Annotated in this window: 19 protein-coding genes; 10 read left to right on the forward strand and 9 right to left on the reverse strand. The window is 60.6% G+C overall.

The window, feature by feature from the left end:
- From AO388_RS03260 to AO388_RS03280, 5 genes are all read right to left on the reverse strand, one after another.
- The coding region (locus AO388_RS03260) for a DUF6531 domain-containing protein (RefSeq protein WP_177343122.1) at positions 1–2,186 on the reverse strand (2,186 nt) is incomplete at its 3' end.
- 112 nt (positions 2,187–2,298) lie between these two features.
- Positions 2,299–2,886: a hypothetical protein gene (locus AO388_RS03265; RefSeq protein WP_003432458.1), complete on the reverse strand. Its 588-nt coding sequence runs from the start codon at positions 2,884–2,886 to the stop codon at positions 2,299–2,301.
- Between the two features lie 290 nt (positions 2,887–3,176).
- Positions 3,177–6,329 carry a CusA/CzcA family heavy metal efflux RND transporter gene (locus tag AO388_RS03270; protein ID WP_058416038.1) on the reverse strand — a complete coding sequence of 1,051 codons (3,153 nt, stop codon included), beginning with the start codon at positions 6,327–6,329 and terminating at the stop codon, positions 3,177–3,179.
- Positions 6,330–6,353: 24 nt separating this feature from the next.
- On the reverse strand, positions 6,354–7,607 hold the full coding sequence (locus AO388_RS03275) for an efflux RND transporter periplasmic adaptor subunit (RefSeq protein WP_058416039.1): 1,254 nt from the start codon (positions 7,605–7,607) through the stop codon (positions 6,354–6,356).
- A gap of 67 nt (positions 7,608–7,674) precedes the next feature.
- Positions 7,675–8,901, reverse strand: coding sequence for a TolC family protein (locus AO388_RS03280; protein ID WP_058416040.1), 1,227 nt, complete (start codon positions 8,899–8,901; stop codon positions 7,675–7,677).
- Between the two features lie 251 nt (positions 8,902–9,152).
- On the opposite strand from AO388_RS03280, the gene AO388_RS03285 reads away from it, so the two are divergent.
- From AO388_RS03285 to AO388_RS03295, 3 genes are all read left to right on the forward strand, one after another.
- A complete protein-coding gene (locus AO388_RS03285; protein WP_003372647.1) occupies positions 9,153–9,827 on the forward strand; it encodes a heavy metal response regulator transcription factor in 675 nt (224 codons plus the stop codon).
- The gene (locus AO388_RS03290; RefSeq protein WP_058416041.1) at positions 9,824–11,215 is read left to right on the forward strand and encodes a heavy metal sensor histidine kinase; all 1,392 of its coding nucleotides are present in this window, start codon (positions 9,824–9,826) and stop codon (positions 11,213–11,215) included. Before AO388_RS03285 ends, AO388_RS03290 begins: the two co-directional genes overlap by 4 nt.
- Before the next feature lie 114 nt (positions 11,216–11,329).
- Complete coding sequence (locus AO388_RS03295; protein WP_003432473.1) at positions 11,330–11,731, forward strand: MAPEG family protein; 402 nt, start codon at positions 11,330–11,332, stop codon at positions 11,729–11,731.
- A gap of 46 nt (positions 11,732–11,777) precedes the next feature.
- Here AO388_RS03295 and AO388_RS03300 read toward each other — a convergent pair whose 3' ends face one another.
- From AO388_RS03300 to AO388_RS03315, 4 genes are all read right to left on the reverse strand, one after another.
- Positions 11,778–12,188, reverse strand: coding sequence for a DUF1090 domain-containing protein (locus tag AO388_RS03300; protein WP_003432477.1), 411 nt, complete (start codon positions 12,186–12,188; stop codon positions 11,778–11,780).
- 40 nt (positions 12,189–12,228) lie between these two features.
- On the reverse strand, positions 12,229–13,914 hold the full coding sequence (gene ligB / locus AO388_RS03305) for an NAD-dependent DNA ligase LigB (protein ID WP_058416042.1): 1,686 nt from the start codon (positions 13,912–13,914) through the stop codon (positions 12,229–12,231).
- Positions 13,915–14,466: 552 nt separating this feature from the next.
- Positions 14,467–15,657 (reverse strand): methionine adenosyltransferase, encoded by a 1,191-nt coding sequence (gene metK / locus AO388_RS03310; protein ID WP_003372639.1) that lies wholly within the window; start codon positions 15,655–15,657, stop codon positions 14,467–14,469.
- A gap of 20 nt (positions 15,658–15,677) precedes the next feature.
- On the reverse strand, positions 15,678–16,673 hold the full coding sequence (locus AO388_RS03315) for an ArsR/SmtB family transcription factor (protein WP_003316359.1): 996 nt from the start codon (positions 16,671–16,673) through the stop codon (positions 15,678–15,680).
- 258 nt (positions 16,674–16,931) lie between these two features.
- Here AO388_RS03315 and tkt point away from each other — a divergent pair, with 258 nt between their 5' ends.
- The 7 genes from tkt to fba all read left to right on the forward strand — a co-directional run bounded on the left by tkt (position 16,932) and on the right by fba (position 23,443).
- A complete protein-coding gene (gene tkt, locus AO388_RS03320; RefSeq protein ID WP_003372635.1) occupies positions 16,932–18,929 on the forward strand; it encodes a transketolase in 1,998 nt (665 codons plus the stop codon).
- 187 nt (positions 18,930–19,116) lie between these two features.
- The gene (epd, locus tag AO388_RS03325; RefSeq protein WP_003411999.1) at positions 19,117–20,160 is read left to right on the forward strand and encodes an erythrose-4-phosphate dehydrogenase; all 1,044 of its coding nucleotides are present in this window, start codon (positions 19,117–19,119) and stop codon (positions 20,158–20,160) included.
- Between the two features lie 22 nt (positions 20,161–20,182).
- A complete protein-coding gene (locus tag AO388_RS03330) occupies positions 20,183–21,346 on the forward strand; it encodes a phosphoglycerate kinase (protein WP_003372628.1) in 1,164 nt (387 codons plus the stop codon).
- Between the two features lie 27 nt (positions 21,347–21,373).
- Positions 21,374–21,604 (forward strand): lipoprotein, encoded by a 231-nt coding sequence (locus AO388_RS03335; protein ID WP_003316354.1) that lies wholly within the window; start codon positions 21,374–21,376, stop codon positions 21,602–21,604.
- Positions 21,605–21,688: 84 nt separating this feature from the next.
- Positions 21,689–21,886 (forward strand): hypothetical protein, encoded by a 198-nt coding sequence (locus AO388_RS03340; RefSeq protein WP_003372626.1) that lies wholly within the window; start codon positions 21,689–21,691, stop codon positions 21,884–21,886.
- Positions 21,887–21,938: 52 nt separating this feature from the next.
- Positions 21,939–22,265, forward strand: coding sequence for an MliC family protein (locus AO388_RS03345; RefSeq protein WP_003320832.1), 327 nt, complete (start codon positions 21,939–21,941; stop codon positions 22,263–22,265).
- A gap of 113 nt (positions 22,266–22,378) precedes the next feature.
- Positions 22,379–23,443, forward strand: a complete 1,065-nt coding sequence (gene fba / locus AO388_RS03350) for a class II fructose-bisphosphate aldolase (RefSeq protein ID WP_003372623.1) — start codon at positions 22,379–22,381, stop codon at positions 23,441–23,443.
- The last annotated feature ends 133 nt before the right edge of the window (positions 23,444–23,576 follow it).

Genomic DNA, 23,576 nt, shown 5'->3' on the forward strand with positions numbered 1-23,576 from the left:
CCCTTGGGGTCCTGGCGTCTGATCGGCAGGCCACGGGCGTTGCGTGCCAGATGCGTGGTCTGGTCCTTGCCGTTGGTGTGCGTGAGCACCTGGCCGTGGGCGTTGTAGGTGAAGCTCTCGCGGGTGCCGTCCGGATGGTTGATGCTCAGCACTTCGCCGCCAGGTTTGCGTTCCAGTGTGGTGGTGTTGTTCAGGGCATCAGTGACGGCCACCAGTTGATCGCGCTCGTCGTAACGGTACCAGGTGCTCTTGCCCGAGCAGTCCTGGAAGCGCTCGACCTGCGCCAGGTTGTTCCACCACAGGTATTTGGATTTATAGGTCGCATCGATGATGGTGTGCGGCAGGCCATCTTCGCTGTTGAGGTATTCGGTCTTTTGACCCAGCGCATCAATCTCCGCAACCAGATTGCCTTTCGAATCGTAGCGGGCCGTCCAGATGGCGCCGTCAGGGTAAGTGATCTGTTTGACCAGTGTGGTCTTGTAGTGATGCTGATAACGCGTGGTTCGGCCCAGCGGGTCGGTTTCTGCGGTCAGGCGTGACAGATCGTCGTACTCGAAGCCCAGCTGGTTGCCATCGGGCAGCGTCAGGCCGGTGATATTGCCGGTGTTGTCCAGCGCGATACGGTACTGCTCACCGCCGAAATCAGTGCTGGCGATGACGCGACGGTCCTTGTTGTAGGTCACCTCGGCACGACGCCCCAGCACATCGGTTACGCGCGTCTGGCGCGCCTCGAAATCATAATCGAAATGAAAGTGCTCGCCGTCGCTGGTCCAGTGTTCGACCACGCGCGGCTTGCCGTCGAGAACTTCCCAGCGGTATTCGCAACTGAGCCCCAGCGCATTGGCGTGGCGGGTCATCAGGCCGTCGGTGTAGCTGAAGTTGCGCACCGAGTCGCCATTGCGGTTGTACACACTGTTCAACTGGCCATTGTTGTCGTAGCCATAGCGCACCAGTGTCTCGACGGCCTGGTCGCCGACGATCCGCTTGACGGTGCTCAGGCGGTTTGTCACCTCGTCGTAGTGCAGGTGCACACGATGCCCGCCGGTGGAGCAGATGTCGGTCAGAACGCCGTCTTCGCTGCGTACGAAATGCAGAAAATGACCGAGGGCGTTTTCGACGCGTTGCAGGGGAACAGGCTGGTTGTCGTCGGGCACTTCACCAAAGTAGTAAAAGACGTTATCCAGTGTTTGCAGCAGGTAATGACCACCCTCGGTACGCACCAGGTACAGCTGTTCCTGTGCGTTGTAGATGCGCTGGTTGTAGTCCAGTGTCACGAAGGGCACGCTGCGGCCCTGATTGTCGCTGAGGTACAGAAAGCTGCCCTTGCGCCGCAGGCTTTGTTCCCAGGGCAACACCCAGCCCTTGCCCAGCGCGCTGTCGACATCGAGGTCGCTGGCGTAGAAGCGTGTCCACTCGATCGGCATCAGGCCGGGCAGGCTGAAATCGGACTCGTCGATCAGCAGTTTGCGTCCGGTGGTGGTGTCGACCGGGTTGCCGTGCAGGCCGCCCAGCACTTTTTCGGCCACGGGGGCGACGCCGAAGCGAAAAATGGCGTCCCCGAGAAAGACACCGCCCATGAACTGCAGGGCGCAAGGGCCTGCCGCTTTCAGACCGGCCTGCATGCCCAGCTTGGCAATGCTGAGCACGGCCTTGGCGCCGCCGGCTACGACCAACAGAATGTCCACGGTGTAGCGGGCCATCGCCGAGACTTCGTCGTCCACCGGCAGGTAGCGTTGGGTACCGCCGCCGATGAAGACGTTGGGCGAGCCAGTGCCGATCTTCGCGCCGCAGGTCAGCTTGTCGCCCTTGCGCGCAGCGGGCTGGCCGTTGATGAAGACGTTGCTGGAGCCTTCGGCCACCTTGACGATCGGCGAGTGCTTGTCACACACGGCGGTGCTTTCGATGGCAAAGGCAGCGGGGCGGCCATTGATGAACACGTTGGGCGAGGCAGATTCGATCTGCCCCGCGGGAGAGCTGAAGGCGCTGCCGATACTCTCCCCGATACTGGCGATGGCATTACCGGCCAGGCCGACTGCCATGGCCAGTAAAAAACCGCCGAACCCGCACGTGGCGAAGGTGAGCGAGACATACGCCACTGCCGCGATGCCCACGATCGCTCCGAGCACAAAGCCCGCCATTGCACCGGTGTGTTCGATCTCATCCAGTAACCGCGCTGCCTCGAACATCGCCGTTACTCCTGCGGGCTGCGAGTAGTTGAGGTGCGATCACCTGGCGTGACGCTGATGTTCTGCAACGGATAGTCCATTAAAGCGTGTCCTGTCAGCGATGAAATAGAGTTCAGGGGGCGGTCAGGCCTTCAAGCATGCTGTCAAAATCCAGCAACCAGGTTTTCAGCGCGGTCTTTTCGGAGTCAATCACGCAGCCCACGCTCAGCCATTGGCGTTCGTTGTGATCGGCACACGGCACGATGGCACCGATCAGGCGTCCATGCCGCTCTTCAAGGCCTGCGCGAAAATGAAAATCCAGCGCCAGCGCTGCATTGCCCGCCAACAGCGTTTCGTAGTGGCGAATGACCTGGACTTCGCCATGCAGTGGCTGCAGCGCCTTGACGGCTTCGGCGAACGCTTCGGCAAGCGTTGCCTCTTCAGGCACATCGCGACGCTGAATGGAGACGACGACAGGCTCTCCGCCCACTTGAACGGTGGCTTCAATCGCGTTGCACTGGAAACCTTCCGGAAAGCCGAAGTGGAACCCGCCGAAATTGAAACTGCAGGGCGCGTCGAGCAACGGCTTTGGAACCGGGGTGAGCGCTTCGACACGTTCAAGTGCCTGCTGCGCGGCAGCATGTTCGGCTGCCTCACGCGCCAGGGCTTCGTCAGCCAGTCGGCGCTCGGAGATGCGGTCGTAGAGACTGGTGCGCGTCATATGGCCGGAACCTTGTTCGTCAACATCTACATGTCCTTATGCAGGGCGGCCCCAGTGGCTGCCATTTGCAAGTTGACGATAAGTACTTGCACGGGTGGTTTGTATCTCCAACGGTTACCCGCTTGCCTGGAAGTGTCTGAAAGTCCCGTGTGAAGAAGACTACGGACACAGTCTACTGTCGAAGGCTGAATCGTTTGACCTTTTCCCAAATGAAAGTTCAGTGTGAGCCGGGCAAAGCTCCAGAAGGCTCTGCCCTGAGCCTTCCGGGGTTTAAATAGTTGTTTGAAACCCTATTTAAGCGACTTGAGTTCCTCCTCATCCTCCCGCCGATGCGCCCACTGATACAACGCCGGCAATACCAACAAAGTCAGCGCTGTCGACGACAGAATCCCGCCAATCACCACCGTCGCCAGCGGTCGCTGCACTTCAGCCCCAGTCCCGGTGGCGAGGGCCATGGGGATGAAGCCTAAGGAGGCGACCAGCGCAGTCATCAGCACCGGGCGCAGGCGGGTGAGGGCGCCTTCGTTGATGGCGTTGTGCAGCGAGTGGCCTTGTTCGCGCAGGCTGCGGATGAAGGCGATCATCACCAGGCCGTTCAGCACCGCCACACCCGACAGGGCGATGAAGCCCACGCCTGCGGAGATCGACAGCGGAATGTCGCGCAGCCACAGCGCCATGACGCCGCCGGTCAGGGCGAACGGGATGCCGGTGAACACCAGCAGGCCGTCCTTGAGGTTGTTGAACATCATGAACAGCAGCGCCAGCACCAGCAGCAATGCCACCGGTACGACGATTTGCAGGCGTTTGGCGGCCGATTGCAGTTGTTCGAACTGCCCGCCCCAACTGGTCCAGTAGCCGGCCGGGATCTGCACGCCGTTGTCGATGGTGGTGCCCGCCTCTTCGACAAACGAGCCGAGGTCGCGGCCGCGCACGTTGGCGCTGACGATGACCACGCGTTTGCCGTTCTCGCGGCTGATCTGGTTCGGGCCGAGTACCAGGTCGAGGCTGGCGACCTGAGACAGGGAGATAAAGCTGATCTGCTGGTTGCCAGCGCTTGCAGGCACCGGAATGAGCAGGCTGGAAAGCCCGTCCACATCGGTTCGCAGTTGCTCGGAGAGGCGCACCACCATGTCGAAGCGGCGGTCGCCCTCATACAGCGTGCCCGCCTGACGACCGCCCAGCGCAATGGCGATGGCGTCCTGCACGTCGGCGACGTTGAGGCCATAACGCGCGGCCTTGTCGCGGTCGATGTTGATGGTCAACACCGGCAGCCCGGTAGTCTGCTCGACTTTGACTTCCGAGGCACCCGGCACTTTTTGCAGGGTGGCGGCGATTTTTGCAGCGGTCTGGTTCAGCACGTTCATGTCGTCGCCGAAGACCTTTACCGCCACATCGCTACGCACCCCCGAAACCAGCTCGTTGAAGCGCAACTGGATAGGCTGGGACAGTTCGTAGTTGCTGCCCGGTACACTGGCGGCGGCCTTTTGCAGGTCGGCGATCAGCGTTTCGCGAGACTTATCCGGGTCCGGCCATTCGCTTTGTGGCTTGAGCATCACGTAGCTGTCGGAGATGTTGGGCGGCATCGGGTCGGCGGCGATCTCGGCGGTGCCGGTGCGGGCGAACACGCGCTGCACTTCCGGGACTTTTTCGATGATGGCTTTTTCCAGACGCTGCTGCATGTCCACCGACTGGGTCAGGCTGGTGCCGGGAACGCGTAGCGCCTGCAGGGCGAAGTCGCCTTCGCTCAGGCTCGGGATGAACTCGCTGCCCATGCGGCTGGCGGTGAAGCCGGACAGCACGATCAGCACCAAGGCCATGCCGAACGCTATTGAGCGATGCCCCAGTACCCAGCTCAGTATCGGTGCGTAGCGCTGGCGAGCGGTGCGCATCACAAAGCCTTCTTCTTCCTTGACTTTGCCGGTGACGAACATGGCGATGGCGGCAGGCACGAAGGTCACCGAAAGAATCATGGCGCCGAGCAGGGCGATGACCACGGTGAAGGCCATCGGGTGGAACATTTTGCCTTCCACACCGGTGAGGGCGAAGATCGGCAGGTACACGACCATGATGATCAACTGACCGAAAATCAGCGGCCGACGCGCTTCTCTGGCGGCGGCGAAAACCTCATGGAAACGCTCGCTGCGGGTCAGCATGCGGCCGTGCTTTTGCTGGGCATGCGCCAGCCTGCGGATTGCGTTTTCGACGATCACCACCGCGCCATCGACAATGATGCCGAAGTCCAGTGCGCCCAGGCTCATCAGGTTGGCGCTGACCTTGTTGGTGAACATGCCGGTGAAGGTAAACAGCATGGCCAGCGGAATCACCATGGCGGTGATCAGCGCAGCACGGATGTTGCCGAGGAACAGAAACAGAATCACGATGACCAGAATCGCGCCTTCGATCAGGTTCTTTTTCACTGTTGCGATGGCTTTTTCCACCAGCGTGGTGCGGTCATAAACCGTTACGGCTTTCACACCTGCAGGCAGTGTGCGATTGATGTCGGCGAGTTTGGCGGCCACGGCCTGTGACACCGTCCGGCTGTTTTCACCGATCAGCATGAACACGGTGCCGAGCACCACTTCGCGGCCATTTTCGGTGGCGGCACCGGAGCGCATTTCCTTGCCGATGCCGACTTCGGCCACGCTGCTGATTCTGATCGGCGTGCCCTGCACGTTGGCAATGACGATGTTGGCGATGTCGTCCACGGTGCCCAGTTGACCCGGTGCGCGAATCAGTAACTGCTCGCCGCCGCGTTCTATATAGCCTGCGCCGACGTTGGCGTTGTTGCGCTCCAGCGCTGCCACCAGATCGTTCAGCGTCAGCTTGTAGGCGGCCAGTTTCTTGGGATCCGGCGCAATCTGATACTGCTTGGCAAAACCGCCGATGGTGTTGATCTCGGCCACGCCTGGTACGTTGCGTAATTGCGGCTTGATGATCCAGTCCTGAATCACTCGCAGGTCGGTCGGCGTGTACGGCGTGCCGTCTTCTTTCAGTGCGCCCTCTCGGGCCTCGACCGTCCACAGAAAGATCTCGCCGAGGCCTGTGGAAATCGGCCCCATCATCGCATCGACGCCTTCCGGCAACTGGTCCTTGGCAATCTGCAGGCGCTCGTTCACCAGTTGGCGGGCGAAGAACAGGTCGGTGCCGTCCTCGAAAATCACCGTGACCTGCGACAGGCCCGAGCGCGACAGCGAGCGCGTCTGTTGCAGGCCGGGCAGGCCCGCCATGTTGGTCTCGATGGCGAAGGTGATGCGCTGCTCGGTTTCCAGCGGCGAGAAGCCGGGCGCAGAGGTGTTGATCTGCACCTGTACGTTGGTGATGTCGGGGACCGCATCGATGGGCAGTTTCTGGTAGCTGGCGATGCCCAGCCCAGCCATGAGCAGCACAGCAAGCATCACGACGATGCGCTGTTCAATCGCGAATTGAATCAACCGTTCAAACATGGGGGTGTACTCGTGGGACGCAGATCAATGGGCGTGCTCGGCGGAGCCTTTGCCCAGCTCCGACTTGAGGATGAAACTGCCAGCGGTGGCCACTTGTGTGCCGGCCGCCAGGCCCTTGACGATTTCCACGTGGCCACCATCGCGGCGACCCAGCGTTACCGGTGTCAGTTGAAACCCTTCAGCGTTGCGTACGAAGACCGAGGGTTTGTCCTCAATCGATTGAATCGCGGACTCGGGAATGCTGACCGCCACACGGGTCTGCTCGGCGGCGACTTCCACCGAAACGAACAGGCCGGGACGCCACGCGCCCTGCGGGTTGGCCAGTGTCACGCGCACGGCCGCAGCGCGGGTCTGCTCGCCCAGCAGGTTGCCGACGTAGCCGACTCGTCCTTCGACCCGGGCATTCAGGTCGGGCGCACTGACGATGACCGGACGACCGACCACCACCTTGTCCAGATCCCTGGGCGCTACGCCGAAGGTGGCCCAGACACGCGACAGGTCGGACAGCGTGAAGGCATTGCTGGCCTCGCTGACCATCTCGCCGATGCCCAGATGCTTTTCCACGACCACGGCATCAAACGGTGCGATCAGCTCGTAGCGGCTTCCCGCCGAAGGATGGGTGCTGGCACCGATGGCGCTGATCTTCTGCCGGGCATTGGCCAGGTTGATGTCGGCTTCCTGAAAGTCCTGACGGGCCTGCAAGTAATCCTGCTCGGCCGAGATTCTGTCTTCCCAGAGCTTCTTTTCGCGTTGCAAGGTCAGGCGCGCCAGTTCCTGACGTCGTTGTGCAGCGTTCAATTCGCTGCGTTGATCGGAAATCTGCTGGCTGGCAATCACCGCCAGCACCTGGCCCTTCTTCACCGATTGACCCAGATCGACCTTCACCGCTTCGACCACGCCGCTGACCCGCGGCACGACATGCGCAGTGCGGTCTTCATCGAAGCGGATTTCACCGGGGAAGGTCACGGTCGTGCTCATCTGCCGGGGTTCTGCGGTGGCCAGCTCGATGCCTGCCGCCTTGATCTGCCCGGCAGTCAGCTCGATGTGTCCCTCATCCTCTTCGTGAGAAGCTTCCGAGGCTGCGGCGTCCGATTTTTTCGCCTCGTCGGCGTGGCCTGGCTCTTCAGCATGGCCCTGCCCGGATTCATGCGCGTGCTCATCGGCTGACGGTTCTGGTCCGGCTGCGAACGGCAGCCTCTGCGGGTTCAGGGTCAGACTGCCCAGACCAATGATGACCACCACCGCCAGCGCGATGGCAATGCTTCGTTTGTTGTTCATGAAGGCTCCCGGCGATCAGGTGCGTGCAGCACTTTTGGATACGCTCGATACAGGCGGAAAAGGAAAGTCAGGGGTTGAGGCTGAAACGGTTGAGATCACCGTGGATTCGCTCGATGGCGACTCTGGCGTCGGTGGCGGTGGCCAGCGATTCGAGGTACTGGCTGCGCGCCGAGATCAGCGTTCGTTGCGCGTCCAGCACTTCGAGAAAGCCGAACTTGCCCATCTCGAAACCGCGCGTTGCCGTGTCGACGGCACGTTGCGCGGCGGGCAGGATCACGCGGTCGAAGGACTCGACTTCCTGCGCGGCGGTGTTCCATTGATCGAGGGCTGACTGCGTCTGGGTGCGCAGCTTCAGTTCGACGGCGTTACGCAGGTCGCGCGACTGATCGGCACGGCGTGATGCCGCGAGCACGTTGCCCTGGTTCCGGTCGAATAGCGGGAGCGGCATCGACAGGCCCACGACGTTGACCCGCTCGCGCTCTTCGCGGCTGTACTGGCTGCCGACGCTGACGGTCAGGTCAGGGATGCGCTTGGCGCGCTCCGAACCCAGCGCGGCTTCGCGCTGCTCGATCTGGGTCTGCGCCAGGCGCAGCTCGGCGGACTGATTGAGGGCGGTCAGTAGCTTTGCGCTCGGTGGCAGCTTGCCTGGCGACAGGTCGCTGTAGTCCAGGTGCTCGAAAGAGGCGAGCGGCGAACCGGTGGTGCGCGCCAGTTCCCGGTTACTGCTGACTTTCAAGGTCTCGGCGCGGCGTACCAGCAGGTCGGTTTCGGCCAGTTGTACCTGGGCGCGTGTGGCTTCCACCGGTGACACCTTGCCTGCCCGAACACGCCCCTCGGCAACCTGCAGGCCGCGTTCGGCCAGTGCTCTGGACTGGCGCGCCAGGTCCAGACCTGCCTGCGCCCGCGCCGCTGCGTAGAACGCCTGAACCACTTCGGCCCGCAGTTCGTTGCCGCGACGCTCCAGCTCCAGCCGGGCGGCGTCTTGGCCCTTGCTGGCGGCCTCGATGCGCGCCCCGCGCTTGCCGCCCAGTTCCAGTGCCTGGCTGAGCATCACGGTGGTGGTGCTGGTCTCGCGGCGGGTGTCTTCCACTTCCCATGACACGGTCGGGTTGGGGATCAGCCCGGCCTGTTGCCGATCACCCTCGGCAACGCCGATCTCCCACTGGGCTGCGGCAAGTTCCGGGTTACGGGCGAAGGCTGCCTCCAGTGCCTGAGCCAGGCTGATGCCTTGGGCTGCGGCGATGCCAGGGGCAACAAGCGGTAACAACACCAGGCACAGTGCGGCGACTCTCATAGCGCACTCCCTGCCAATCGATCTATACGCTGAGCGCGCACGTTATTCTCCAGTCGCATGACTCACCCCATCGAAAGCAAAAAACAAACAGGCACCAGGGCGCTGAAGTTGGCTGAGGGGACTTTATGCAACCGGAGTTATCAGAGGGATTGCTGCAAAATTACGATTTTGTTATCCAGCGGGATGGGCGTTTCTTTTCAGTACACTGCACGGCATCGTCATTCATCGTTCATCAAACAGGAAGCCTGGTTATGCGAATCCTTGTCGTCGAGGACGAGCCAAAAACTGCCGAATACATGCATCAGGGGCTGACCGAAAGCGGCTATATCGTCGATATCGCTGCAACCGGCCTCGATGGTCTCTATCTCGCGCAGCATCAGGCTTACGATGTGGTGATACTGGACGTGAACCTGCCGGAGATGGACGGCTGGGAGGTGTTGAGCCGCCTGAGGAAGACCGTCAGTACGCGCATCATGATGGTCACTGCACGAGGCCGTCTCGAAGAGAAGGTCAAGGGCCTGGAAATGGGCGCCGATGATTACCTGGTCAAGCCATTCGAGTTTCCCGAGTTACTGGCACGGGTCCGCACGCTGATGCGCCGCAGCGAGCAGACCACCACGTCCAAGGTGTTGCAGGTCGGCGATCTGGAGCTGGATCAGGGGCGCCACAGGGCCTTCCGTGGCAGCCAGCGCATCGACCTGACGACCAAGGAGTTCGCGCTGCTGCACCTGTTGATGCGGCACAGCGGCGAAGTCATGTCGCGCACCCAGATCATTTCTCTGGTCTGGGACATGAACTTCGATTGCGACACCAATGTGGTGGAGGTGTCGATCCGCCGTCTGCGGGCGAAGATCGATGATCCTTTCGAGACCAAGCTGATTCACACGCTGCGTGGCGTCGGTTACGTACTGGAAGTGCGTGAATGAAGCTGACCCGTCTTTCGACACGCCTCGGATTGACGGTCGCGGCGCTCATCGGGTGTCTGGTGCTGGTCATGGAAATGCTTGCCTACACAGCCATTTCCCGTCAGCTCGATATACGTGCCGAAGACAGTTTGAGCGAGAAGTTCAGGCAGATCGAACACAGCATGAGCGAGGGGTTTCTGGGCATCGAGGACATCGTCCAGTACCCGCACACGCTGCGTGACCAGATCGTCGGGCATGACAGCTTCTCGCTGACCATTCTCGACGCGGGCAACCCTCGGCAAGAGCTGATGAGCGTTGGTAGCGTAGAGGGGCGAAATCTGCCGGTTCCCAATACCGATGCGCTGCCGCCAGGCTTTCAGGAACTGAAATCCGCCCAGGGCCACAAGATTCTGCTGGGTTACAGGACCGTACGCCTCAAGACCGGTCAGGACGTGCTGGTCAGGCTGTCCATGGACAGGGAAAGCGACACCGCGCTGCTGCACGCTTACGTCAGATCGACCTGCATGGCCTTGCCGGTGATTCTGTTGCTGGTCGGCTTTGGCGTCTGGTGGGTGGTGCGTCGCGGGCTCAGGCCGCTGCGGGCATTCAGGAAAGTCACCGCGCTGATCTCGGCCCGCGACCTGTCTCATCGCATGAAAGTGAAGGGCCTGCCTGACGAGTTGCGCGACCTGGCACATGCCGTCAACTTCATGCTGCACAGGCTGGACGGCGATGTGCAGCAATTGGCGCAGTTCTCGGACGACCTCGCGCATGAGCTGCGCTCGCCGATGAACAACCTGATGGGTCGGGCGCAGGTCACGCTGTCCAGACCGCGCCCGTCGGAGGACTACAAACAGGCGCTGGAATCCTGCAGCGAAGAGCTGGAGCGCATGTCGCGCATGATCAGTCAGATGCTGTTTCTGGCCAGCGTCAGCCAGCCCTCAGCGCCATTGCCGGTCGAGGTCATCGACCTTCGCGAGGAGGCAGACAAGGTCGCCGAACTGTTCTCCTCCTCGGCGGAGGATCGCGACATCACCCTGCAGGTTCATGGGCACGCCAGGGCGACCGGGGACAGGCTGATGATTCAGCGAGCGATTTCCAATCTGCTGTCCAACGCCATTCGCCATGGTCTGTCCGGCAGCGTCATTACCCTTACGCTTGCCACGCACGAAGATGAAGTGTCACTGGCGGTGCGCAATGCGGGGGATGGCATTGATGCCGAACACCTGCCGCGCCTGTTCGATCGTTTCTATCGGGTGCATGTCAGCCGCGCGCGACAGCAGGGCGGGACCGGGCTTGGGCTGGCGATTGTGCGCTCCATCATGAGCCTGCATGAAGGGCAGGTGACGGTGCAGAGCGAGCCGGGCCAATTCACCACGTTCAGCCTGATCTTTCCTAAACTGGTGTAATGCGTCAGGTTGGTGGTCGTTCTTCAAGAACCTTTCGCTGACCCCCTGCTCATAGTGTGTGAGCGGGTATTGCCCGGATGCTTCAGATGAAGCTGAACCTATAAGGATGGACGTATGACAGTTGCTTTCTGGTGCGTGCTGGTCGCGATCCTGCTGCCGATTATGTGTGCCGGTATCGCCAAGTTCGGCAGCGGCAAATTCGGCAGTGGGCATAATCATGATCCGCGTGCCTTTCTCGACAAGCTGGAGGGGTTCCCGCGCCGCGCGCATGCTGCCCAGTTGAACAGCTTTGAAGTGACCCCGGCGTTTGCCGCAGCGGTGATCATTGCGCACATTGCCGGTAACGCGCAGTTGGTGACCATTGATGTGCTGGCGGTACTGTTTATCACCAGTCGCCTGCTGTACATCATTTTCTACCTGGCCGATCTGGCCGCACTGCGCTCGCTTGTCTGGCTGGTGGGCATGGGCCTGATCATCGCGTTGTTCGGGGTATCGGCTTTCCCGGCCGTGTCCTGACAGGCTGTTCGCGACGCTGCCGATCATGCGCAGCGTCGCGACCTGATCAATCGTCTGGCTGGACTTTCTCGAGTTCGGTCTGCGCTTCCTGCAATTCCTTGCGCGAATCGGCGAGCTTGTCCTTGCGCTTGTTGATCTTCTCCGGATCGCCCTTTTCCATGGCCTTGTTCAGGTCGGTCTGACGGCGGCTGACTTCCTGCTTGGCGTCGAGCACCTTTTGCTTGCGCTGTTTGATCAATGACGTTTCGGTGCAGTTGGCGTTGACCTCGGCGAGTGCCTTTTCAAGGCCGGCCTGTTCTGCCTTGTTGCCCTCGGTCTTGGCATCCTGAATCTTGCTGCTGATCTCCTGGCTTTTGATCTGGCATTCGGACGGCACCGGGGCCTGAGCGTCTGCGAACACGGTTGTGGCGAGCAGCGTGCAACTGGTGAAAAGAATCAGTGGTGATAAAAACTGCATATGAACTCCGTTTGAATACGGACAGAAAAATGAACGTCCGCTACCTAAAACCTGAAATGCTCTGTGCCTGCAATTGCTGGCTCAGTGCCTGTACCTGCGGGTCCTGAAAAAAAGCCCTGAGCCTGGTTGCGCGACCAGGACCGATGCCTGGCTCTGCTTGCCATTGCTCCACACTGCGTTCAGCCAGCTCGTGCCAGTTGTCGGGCAGTCTGGCGCCTCCGGTGGGCGGCAGTCCGATGGCCTTGAGCCATGTCTGAAACGGCCGTTCGCGTGCGGTCTGCAGGCTGTTGAGCAGTTTAGCGCTACTGCGTTCAGCGAAGCCGGGAATGTTAGCAAGCTCAGCATGATTCAGGGTCATCCAATCGAGTAAGCCCATGATTTGGCCGTTCTCGATAAGCGTGTTCCAGGTCCCTGGACCCACGCCGGGCAACGCCAGGCCTTTCTTGCCGCTGAGCCATGCCAGTCTGGCGCGGAACTGGCTTTCACAGCCCGGTGTGGCTTGCCAGCAGCTCAGTTCATGAAAGTCTTCGGCTCGCGGAATGATTATGTCGGCTCGTTCGGCTGCACGGGTCACCACGCCGTCGAGTCGTGGGATCGTCAACCCGGCCAGGCTCACGGCGATCTGATCGCCAGGCCTGATATCCAGTGTTTGCCAGCGCTGCAGCGAGCCCGTGCTGATGCGGCTGACGGTACGGTCGTCGAGGCGTACCGGGGTCAGCTCCAGCACCGGCGTAATTCTGCCGCTGCGGCCGATCTTGAAGTTGACCTTGCGCACCTCGGCCAGCGCCTGGGCGTAGGGATGTTTCCAGGCGGCGATCCAGTAAGGCGCACTGGCTTGCCAGCGTTGAGCAGGTGGACGTTGGCCTTGACGCATGATCACGCCATCGGTGGCGAACGGCAGGGGATTGCGATACCAATGCTCGCGCCAGCGTGCGGCCTTGGCGTAGTTTTCCAGTGGGTGCGAATAGGCCGCGCTTTCCTCGAAACCCATGGCTTGCAGGCCTGCGAGACGTTGCGCCATATCGCCAGGCCCGTTCGGCCAGTCCCAGACGAACAGCCCGATGGCGTCGGCCTGCTGCGGGCTGATCGTCTGCCGCGCCAGCAATCCCGCGACCTTGCTGCGCGCGTTGACGCTGCCGGATGCTGACTGAATATGGTCGTCCAGACGCCAGTACAGCTCGCCTTGTAATATTGCGGAGTCAGCCTGGGGCAGTTGTTGAGGAATGGCCTTGATCAGTCGCGCCTGCGAAGTCCAGTCCTGCCCCTTGCGCCCGTCACCACGACTGATCGCCTGCACAAGCTGGCCGTTTTCGTAGACCAGGGTGACGGCTACGCCATCGACCTTGGGTTGAATCCACAGATCGTTGCGGCCCTTGAGCCAGTCCTTGACGCTGCTTTCGTCGGCCAGCTTGTTGACGCCCGTGTGCGCAACGGGATGAGGCAACGGGCCGACTGCTGTCTTTAGCGGATCGGCCTCGGGGGTGGAAGCGGCAAAGCACGAGCGCCACAGGTTCAGCTTCTGCCGCGCCTGATCGTAGAGCTCGTCCGGAATGTGCGAAATGCCCTGGCGGTGGTAGCTGTCGTCCCACGCAGCCATCTGCTGTTGCAAGTTTGTGACCTCGCTGCGCGCCTTGGCTGCAGGCCAGTCAGGGCATTGACTGGCATTGCCGAGGCCGGGCAGAAGAACCACAAGAGCGAACGTCATCAGGCGAATGGTGGGCAGCATCGAAGCATCCTTGCTTTAGGAATGGGCTCGATGAGGCTAGTCGTTGTCGTGTGGTGAAGGGGCAGGGCTTGGTTACCGGGTTTTGCGATGGAGCAGGCGGCATGTCCACGCAGAGTGCTCAGTGACTGCACCGGCGTCTTCGTGAGCAAGCTCACACGCCCTTCGGGCAGAAGCGCAGATCATCGGGCACGATAGTTGAGGTTATCGTTCCTCACGCTCCAGCGTGGGAACGCAGTTCTCGACGCTCTGCGTCGTCAAGAGGACGCGGAGCGTCCAGAAAGGCATACGACGCAGAGCGCCGCACGATAGTCGCGCCGGCACCGGCGTCTTCGTGAGCAAGCTCGCACGCCCTTCGGGCAGAAGCGCAGAGCATCGGGCACGATAGTTGAGGTTATCGTTCCTCACGCTCCAGCGTGGGAATGCCTTGGGTGACGCTCTGCGTCACAAGTCTGCGGCGCGCCGCATTTTCTTGATCGGACTCGGACCGTCCATATCTCCAGACGAAAAAAAGCCCCGAAACGACCAGGTCGTCCGGGGCTTTTTTCTGGGTTTTTACAGGCCGGCAGCTGCGCGCAGGGCGTCGGCGCGGTCGGTTTTTTCCCAGGTGAAGGCGGTGAAGGTGTCATCGCCAACGGTCATTTCGACCGGGATACGACCGAAGTGGCCGTAGGCTGCAGTGGCCTGGTACATCGGGTGCAGCAGGTCGAGCATGGTGGTGATTGCGTAAGGACGCAGGTCGAAGTTGTCGCGGACCAGTTTGATGATCTTGTCATCGGACAGCTTGCCGGTGCCGAACGTGTTCAGCGAGATCGAAGTCGGTTGAGCGACGCCGATGGCGTAGGACACCTGGATCTCGCAACGCTCGGCCAGGCCGGCAGCGACGATGTTCTTGGCCACGTAACGACCGGCGTAGGCGGCCGAGCGGTCAACCTTCGATGGGTCCTTGCCGGAGAAAGCGCCGCCGCCGTGACGGGCCATGCCGCCGTAGGTGTCGACGATGATCTTGCGGCCGGTCAGGCCACAGTCGCCTACCGGGCCACCGATGATGAAGTTGCCGGTCGGGTTGATGTGGAACTGGGTGTCCTTGTGCAGCAGGTGCGCAGGGATGACGTGCTTGACGATCAGCTCCATCACGCCTTCGCGCAGGTCCTTGTACGACACATCCGGGTTGTGCTGGGTCGACAACACGATAGCGTCAACGCCGACCACCTTGCCGTTTTCGTAACGGCAGGTAACCTGGGATTTGGCATCCGGGCGCAGCCACGGCAGCAGGCCGGATTTACGCGCTTCGGCCTGACGCTGCACCAGCTGGTGGGAGAAGGTGATCGGCGCTGGCATCAGCACGTCGGTCTCGTTGCTGGCGTAGCCGAACATCAGGCCCTGGTCGCCAGCGCCCTGATCTTCAGGTTTGCTGCGGTCAACGCCCTGGGCGATGTCTACCGACTGCTTGCCGATGATGTTCATCACGCCGCAGGTCGCGCCGTCGAAACCGACGTCGGAGCTGTTATAGCCGATGTCGAGGATGACGTTACGCACGATGTCTTCCAGATCGACCCAGGCCGAAGTCGACACTTCGCCAGCGATGATCGCCACACCGGTCTTGACCAGTGTTTCGCACGCTACACGGGCGTATTTGTCTTCAGCGATGATGGCGTCCAGAACCGCGTCGGAAATCTGGTCGGCGATCTTGTCCGGATGCCCTTCGGACACGGACTCGGAGGTGAAAAGTGAGTATTCGCTCATCTCTACGGGTTTCCTTCATTTTACCGATGGTGAGTGTCGCCAGCCGGTCGCTGAAAATGGCGAACCTGGATCTGGAAACCATTACGTAAGCCTACATAGAGGCTTTCCCCGGGAACTAGCCCCGCAGCGATGGCCCAACGGGCCAGGTCTTCCTGCTCGAAACCTAACCAGAGATCGCCACAGGCCTCCCTGGCCCAACTCTGGTCATGACTACACAATTCTGTTACCAGCAGGCTACCGCCGGGTTTTACATGTTCGGCCAGTTGCCTCAAGGCTTCGGCCGGTACCGCGAAATGATGCAGCACCATGTTGAGGACGACGCAATCGGCACTGACTTTAGCGTCGGTCAGTGCATCGGCCAGCCTCAGCTCAACGTTAGCCAGCGCCTTGCGCTCGCAGACGCCGCGCGCCAGGTCCAGCATCACCGGGCTGTTGTCCATCGCGATGACCTGACCGAAGCGCCGCGCCAGCTCAGGGAGGAAGCCGCCGTCACCGGGGCCTACTTCCAGAGCGGTTGCCTGCGCACCAAAGCTCAGTTTGTCGAGCAGGGTCAGCAGGCTTTCGCTGTACTGCGCCAAACCGGCGATCAGGTCCTGCTGGGCGCGAAACTTTTCTGCGGTACGGGCGAAAAAATCCTGACTGGCCAGTGCCCGTTGCCGATGCACCAGGCCGATACGGCTCTGTACGTCGTCCGGCAAGTCCAGCGTATCCACTTCGTCGAGCAACGCCGCATGCAGCCTGCCACCCGGCAGTTCGGTGTGGGGCAGGGCGCGCCGGTAGAAAATGGCGTTGCCTTCACGCCGTGTCGCGACCAGATCAGCCTGCGCCAGCACCTTGAGGTGATGGCTCATGCCGGACTGGCCGATAGCGAAAATCTGCGCCAGTTCCAGCACGCCGAACGAGTCGTTGGTCAGCACACGCAGCACGTTCAGCCGCAAGGGATCGCCGCCGGCCTTGCACAATGCAGAGAGGTCGTCGCATGCATCGTGGCGAATGGCAGGTACACGCAGGTTCATAGCTGCGCAGTCTAGAGAGCGATCCGGAGTGTCGCAAGGGCAATATCAAAAAGTTTTGATATTGCTGGATGGATGGCGCCGGTCAGGCGTTGTGAACTTGTCGTGCAGGCGGGTGATCCAGTCTTTGCGTGGCAAATAATGTCCGCAACCCCGGAAAAAAGCCTATGGTCGTCTATCTGTGATTGCCCCCGGCCTGTCCGTGAGGGAAAATGACCTTCTTTTTCTCAATCCTATTTCTTAATTCCCAGGAGATCAGCGATGCCAAGCCGTCGTGAGCGTGCCAACGCTATTCGTGCCCTCAGCATGGATGCCGTGCAAAAAGCCAACAGCGGCCATCCGGGTGCCCCCATGGGCATGGCGGATATCGCCGAGGTTCTTTGGCGCGATTATCTGAAGCACAACCCGGCAAACCCTGCGTTTGCCGACCGTGACCGTTTCATCATGTCCAACGGCCACGGCTCGATGCTGGTCTACTCGCTGCTGCACCTGACCGGCTACGACCTGTCCATCGACGACCTGAAAAACTTCCGTCAATTGCACAGCCGCACTCCGGGTCACCCGGAATACGGTTACACGCCTGGCGTCGAGACCACCACCGGTCCGCTGGGTCAGGGCTTTGCCAACGCCGTCGGTTTCGCTGCTGCCGAGAAGACCCTCGCCGCACAGTTCAACCGTCCAGGCCACTCCATCGTCGATCACCATACCTACGTGTTCATGGGCGATGGCTGCATGATGGAAGGTATTTCCCACGAAGCGGCGTCGCTGGCCGGCACGTTGCAGCTGAACAAGCTGATCGCGTTCTACGACGACAACGGCATCTCCATCGATGGTGAAGTGGAAGGCTGGTTCACCGACGATACGCCTAAGCGTTTCGAGTCGTACGGCTGGTTGGTGATCCGCAATGTCGACGGTCATGACCCTGAAGAAATCAAGACAGCCATCGAAACCGCTCGCAAGAGCGACCAGCCAACGCTGATCTGCTGCAAGACCACCATCGGTTTCGGTTCGCCCAACAAGCAGGGCAAGGAAGAGTCCCACGGTGCGCCACTGGGTGCTGACGAAATCGCCCTGACCCGTGCCGCGCTGAAGTGGAATCACGGTCCTTTCGAAATCCCGGCTGATATCTATGCCGAGTGGAACGCGAAGGAAAAAGGTCTGGCGGCCGAAGCCGAGTGGGACCAGCGCTTTGCTGCCTATTCCGCCGCGTTCCCGGAGCTGGCCAACGACTTCATTCGTCGCATGAGTGGGCAATTGCCTGCAGATTTCGCTGAAAAATCAGCGGCTTATGTCGCTGAAGTCAACGCCAAGGGCGAAACCATCGCCAGCCGCAAGGCCAGCCAGAACGCACTGGGGGCACTCGGCCCGTTGCTGCCTGAAATTCTGGGTGGTTCGGCTGACCTTGCCGGATCCAACCTGACCATCTGGAAAGGCTGCAAGAGCATCACCGGCGAAGACCCTAACGGCAACTACCTGCATTACGGTGTTCGCGAGTTCGGTATGGGCGCCATGATGAACGGCATCGCCCTGCATGGCGGCTTCGTGCCTTACGGCGCAACCTTCCTGATCTTCATGGAATATGCTCGCAACGCGGTGCGTATGGCCTCGTTGATGAAGAAGCGCGTGATCTACGTATTCACTCACGACTCCATCGGTCTGGGCGAAGACGGCCCGACTCACCAGCCGATCGAGCAATTGACCAGCCTGCGTACCACGCCGAACCTGGACACCTGGCGTCCTGCGGATGCCGTGGAGTCGGCCGTGGCATGGAAACACGCTATCGAGCGTGACGATGGCCCGTCGGCACTGATCTTCTCCCGTCAGAACCTGACTCATCAGGCGCGTGACGAGAAGCAACTGTCCTACATCGCGCGTGGCGGTTACGTACTGCGTGATTGCGCTGCCGAGCCTGAGCTGATCCTGATCGCGACCGGTTCGGAAGTCGGTCTGGCTGTCCAGGCTTACGACAAGCTGACCGAGCAGGGCCGCAACGTGCGCGTGGTGTCCATGCCATGCACCAGCATTTTCGAAGCTCAGGATGCTGCTTACAAGCAGGCGGTGCTGCCGTTGCAGGTCAGCGCGCGTATTGCCATCGAAGCGGCTCACGCCGACTACTGGTACAAATACGTAGGTCTGGAAGGGCGCGTGATCGGCATGACCACCTTCGGCGAGTCGGCCCCTGCGCCAGCGCTGTTCGAAGAGTTCGGGTTCACGCTGGAAAACGTCCTGAGCACTGCTGAAGAGCTGCTCGAAGACTGATCAGCATATGTGATGTTGATGTTGTGGGAGCGACCGGGGCGGCGATCCGCCTTGCTCGCGAAGGAAGCGCCTAGGTGAGTCAGGCAAACCGGGTGCTCCCATTCGCGAGCAAAGCGGATCGCCGCCCCTGTCGCTCCCACAGGTTTTATCGTTTACGCAATCAGATCCAGCCCCTGGCGAAAATTTCATGCCCCAGCCCCGCCCTTACAAAGTTGCTCTGAACGGTTACGGCCGTATTGGTCGTTGCGTTGTTCGCGCGCTGTGCGAGCGAGGGGCCAAGGCCGGGTTTGAAGTGGTTGCCATCAACGATCTGGCCGACATGGCCAGTCTTGAATACCTCACGCGCTTTGACTCCACACACGGCCGGTTTCCCGGCGAAGTGCGGGTCGAAGGGCAATACCTGCACATCAATGACCACCGGATCAAGGTCCTGCGCAGTGCGACGCCCGAAGGCATCGACTGGGCCGGTCTGGAAGTCGATCTGGTGCTTGAGTGTTCCGGTGTCTACAACACTCGCGAAGATGGCCAGCGCTTTCTGGAGGCCGGTGCGCCGCGGGTGCTGTTTTCCCAGCCGATGGCCAGCGAACGGGATGTCGATGCCACCGTGGTGTTCGGCATCAATCAGCACAAGCTGACTGGCCGCGAGCTGCTGGTCTCGGCCGCGTCGTGCACCACCAACTGCAGCGTGCCGCTGCTGCGCTTGCTGGATCAGGCCATCGGCCTGGAATACATGACCATTACCACCATCCACTCGGCGATGAACGATCAACCGGTGATCGACGCTTATCATCACGAGGATCTGCGCCGTACGCGCTCGGCCTTCCAGTCGATCATTCCGGTGTCCACCGGTCTGGCGCGAGGAATCGAACGGCTGCTTCCGGAACTTGCCGGCCGAATTCAGGCCAAAGCTGTTCGCGTGCCGACGGTGAATGTGTCCTGTCTGGACATTACGTTGCAGATGTCGCGAGACACCGATGCCGTGGAGATCAACCGTATCCTGCGTGAGGCCGCCACCAGCGGTCCGCTCAAGGGACTGCTGGCCTACACGGAATTGCCGCACGCCAGTTGCGATTTCAACCATGACCCGCATTCGGCCATTGTCGATGCGAGTCAGACCCGCGTTTCCGGACCCCGGCTGGTCAATCTGCTGGCCTGGTTCGACAACGAATGGGGCTTTGCCAATCGAATGCTCGACGTCGCCGATCACTTTCTGCGCGTCGCTGACCAATAACAGTAAAAAAACAGGAATGCTCATGACCGTCTTGAAGATGACCGACCTCGATCTGCAAGGTAAACGTGTACTGATTCGCGAAGACCTCAACGTCCCGGTAAAGGACGGCGTAGTCAGCAGTGATGCACGTATCCTCGCTTCGCTGCCGACCATCAGGCTGGCGTTGGAGAAAGGCGCGGCCGTCATGGTCTGCTCACACCTTGGCCGCCCGACAGAGGGTGAGTTTTCTGCCGAGAACAGCCTCAAGCCGGTTGCCGACTACCTGAGCAAGGCGCTGGGTCGTGACGTTCCGCTGGTTGCCGATTACCTGGAAGGGGTCGACGTGAAAGCGGGTGATGTCGTCCTGTTCGAGAACGTTCGCTTCAACAAGGGCGAGAAAAAGAACGCCGACGAGCTGGCGCAGCAATACGCAGCACTGTGCGACGTGTTCGTGATGGATGCCTTTGGCACCGCCCACCGTGCCGAGGGTTCTACTCACGGCGTGGCAAAATTCGCCAAGGTGGCAGCGGCAGGTCCGTTGCTGGCCGCCGAGCTTGAAGCACTGGGCAAGGCCCTGGGCGCTCCGGCCCAGCCGATGACCGCCATCGTGGCGGGCTCCAAGGTCTCCACCAAGCTGGACGTACTCAACAGCCTGAGCGGCATCTGCAATCAGTTGATCGTCGGCGGCGGCATTGCCAACACCTTTCTGGCTGCGGCTGGTCACAAGGTCGGTAAATCGCTGTACGAACCTGACCTGCTCGACACCGCTCGCGCCATCGCCGCCAAGGTCAGCGTGCCATTGCCGACGGACGTGGTGGTTGCCAAGGAGTTCGCCGAGAGCGCTGCCGCTACTGTCAAACTGATCGCTGACGTCGCCGATGACGATATGATTCTCGATATTGGCCCGCAAACTGCTGCGCATTTCGCCGAATTACTGAAATCTTCCGGGACTATCCTGTGGAACGGTCCGGTCGGCGTTTTTGAGTTCGATCAGTTCGGTGAAGGCACTAAAACGCTCGCCAAGGCCATCGCTGAAAGCCAGGCGTTCTCCATCGCGGGCGGTGGCGACACGCTGGCGGCCATCGACAAGTATGGTGTGGCAGAACAGATTTCCTACATTTCGACCGGTGGCGGTGCGTTCCTCGAGTTCGTGGAAGGCAAGGTTCTGCCTGCGGTGGAAATGCTCGAACAACGCGCCAAGGCTTGAGTGAAAGCCTTGGACAAGGAGTGGTCAATGGTCAGGGCGTTACCGTGGTTTCTCATCGCAGGTTTACTGGCCGGTTGCGCGGGCAAGCCTGCGGCTGAAGAGGTGGAGAGCGACTCCCCGACCCAACCGCTCCAGTTAAGCTGCTATCAGGCGGGCTGGCAGGCAGAAACGGTGCCGGTGGTCTACAAGCGCGGCGGCCCCGAGGTGTGGGATCGTTACGAATTCATGCCGCGGACAGGCAATGTAGGGTGTCTGTGAGCCAGGTCTGAAACCCGTTGGCAACATTGACGGGCTTCAGCGGTCTTTAAAGGGTGGATATTTTTCCGGGAAAGGAGTTTCGCCATGAAGATCGCTGCCCTGGCTCTGATGAGCTGCATTGTACTGGCTGGTTGTACCGGTTCTGGCTCGCGTGCCAAGACCTGTCAGATATTCAGCCCGGCCGCCGTGAATGTGCCCACGACTGAAAACAGTCAACGGGTTGAGGCACATGTCACCGGTGAGCCGGCCGATGACCGAAAACAGGAACAGAACTGCCCCTGACAGTTGAAACGAACGGCACACGCCGCGTTTCGCAGGGCAGCCAGGAGACGTAATGAAAGGCGTGATTGCCCTCGGGGTGTTGGCAGTGCTTGGCGGTTGTTCGAGCATGAGTTCACCGCAGCAGAATGACCCTTGGAATCGCTGGGTATGTGACAGCAATGCAGAGGTCAACTGGCGCTACATCGACTCGGCCAAAAAGGAAGTCGATGTTCGTCTGAATCAAAGCGATCAGGTGTTCAGGCTCAAGGCTGAACCCGGCGCTGCCAGCGGTACGCTGTACAGCAACAATGTGTTGGCATTCGTCAACAAGGGTAGCGAGGGCCTGATCTATTGGGACGCTACCAACGATCTGATCGGTCGCGGCTGCAAGGCCAGATAAGTCGGATCTCGGGCACACACGCGCAGCCTTGTGGCTGAGCTTATAACTTGAATGGCAGCCGCCACTACGGCAGGCTTGCTCGACTAACGACCCTACCGGGAGAGACACAGACAATGGCACTTATCAGCATGCGCCAGATGTTGGACCACGCAGCCGAATTCGGCTACGGCGTTCCAGCTTTCAACGTAAACAACCTGGAACAGATGCGCGCCATTATGGAAGCGGCCGACAAGACCGACTCCCCGGTGATCGTCCAGGCTTCTGCCGGTGCCCGCAAATACGCCGGTGCGCCGTTCCTGCGTCACCTGATCCTCGCCGCGATCGAAGAATTCCCGCACATCCCGGTGGTCATGCATCAGGACCACGGTACCAGCCCTGACATCTGCCAGCGCTCGATCCAGCTGGGCTTCAGCTCGGTGATGATGGACGGCTCGCTGCGTGAAGACGGCAAGTCCCCGGCCGATTACGACTATAACGTTGACGTGACCCGTCGCGTTGTGTCCTTCGCTCACGCCTGCGGCGTTTCCGTGGAAGGCGAGCTGGGCGTGCTGGGCTCGCTGGAAACCGGCATGGCTGGTGAAGAAGACGGCGTGGGTGCGGAAGGCGTTCTGGATCACAGCCAGATGCTGACCGACCCGGAAGAAGCCGCTGACTTCGTCAAGCGCACTCAGGTCGATGCCCTGGCCATCGCCATCGGCACCAGCCACGGCGCTTACAAGTTCACCAAGCCGCCTACCGGCGACATCCTGGCGATCGAGCGCATCAAAGAGATCCACAAGCGCATCCCTAACACTCACCTGGTGATGCACGGTTCTTCGTCCGTTCCACAGGAATGGCTGAAAATCATCAACGAGTTCGGCGGCGACATCAAAGAAACCTACGGTGTGCCGGTCGAAGAAATCGTTGAAGGCATCAAGCACGGCGTGCGCAAGGTCAACATCGATACTGACCTGCGTCTGGCATCGACCGGTGCGATCCGCGAATTCATGGCCAAAAACCCGAGCGAGTTCGACCCGCGCAAGTACCTGGCCAAGACTGTCGTGGCCATGCGTGACGTATGTATCGCCCGTTATGAAGCATTCGGCACCGCTGGCAACGCCTCGAAGATCAAGCCGATCTCCCTGGACGCCATGTTCGAACGCTACGCGCGTGGCGAGCTGGATGCCAAGGTCAACTGAGTTGATTGAGCATTGAAGAAACCCGCAGAAATGCGGGTTTTTTTATGTCGGGTCAAAAGTAACTGCGCGGCGAATGAATGTGACGCGGAGCGTCACGAACTGCATTCCCACGCTGGAGCGTGAGGAACGATAA

The sequence above is a fragment of the Pseudomonas sp. ICMP 10191 genome (assembly GCF_001467335.1).
In the GTDB taxonomy this organism is placed as follows: domain Bacteria; phylum Pseudomonadota; class Gammaproteobacteria; order Pseudomonadales; family Pseudomonadaceae; genus Aquipseudomonas; species Aquipseudomonas cerasi.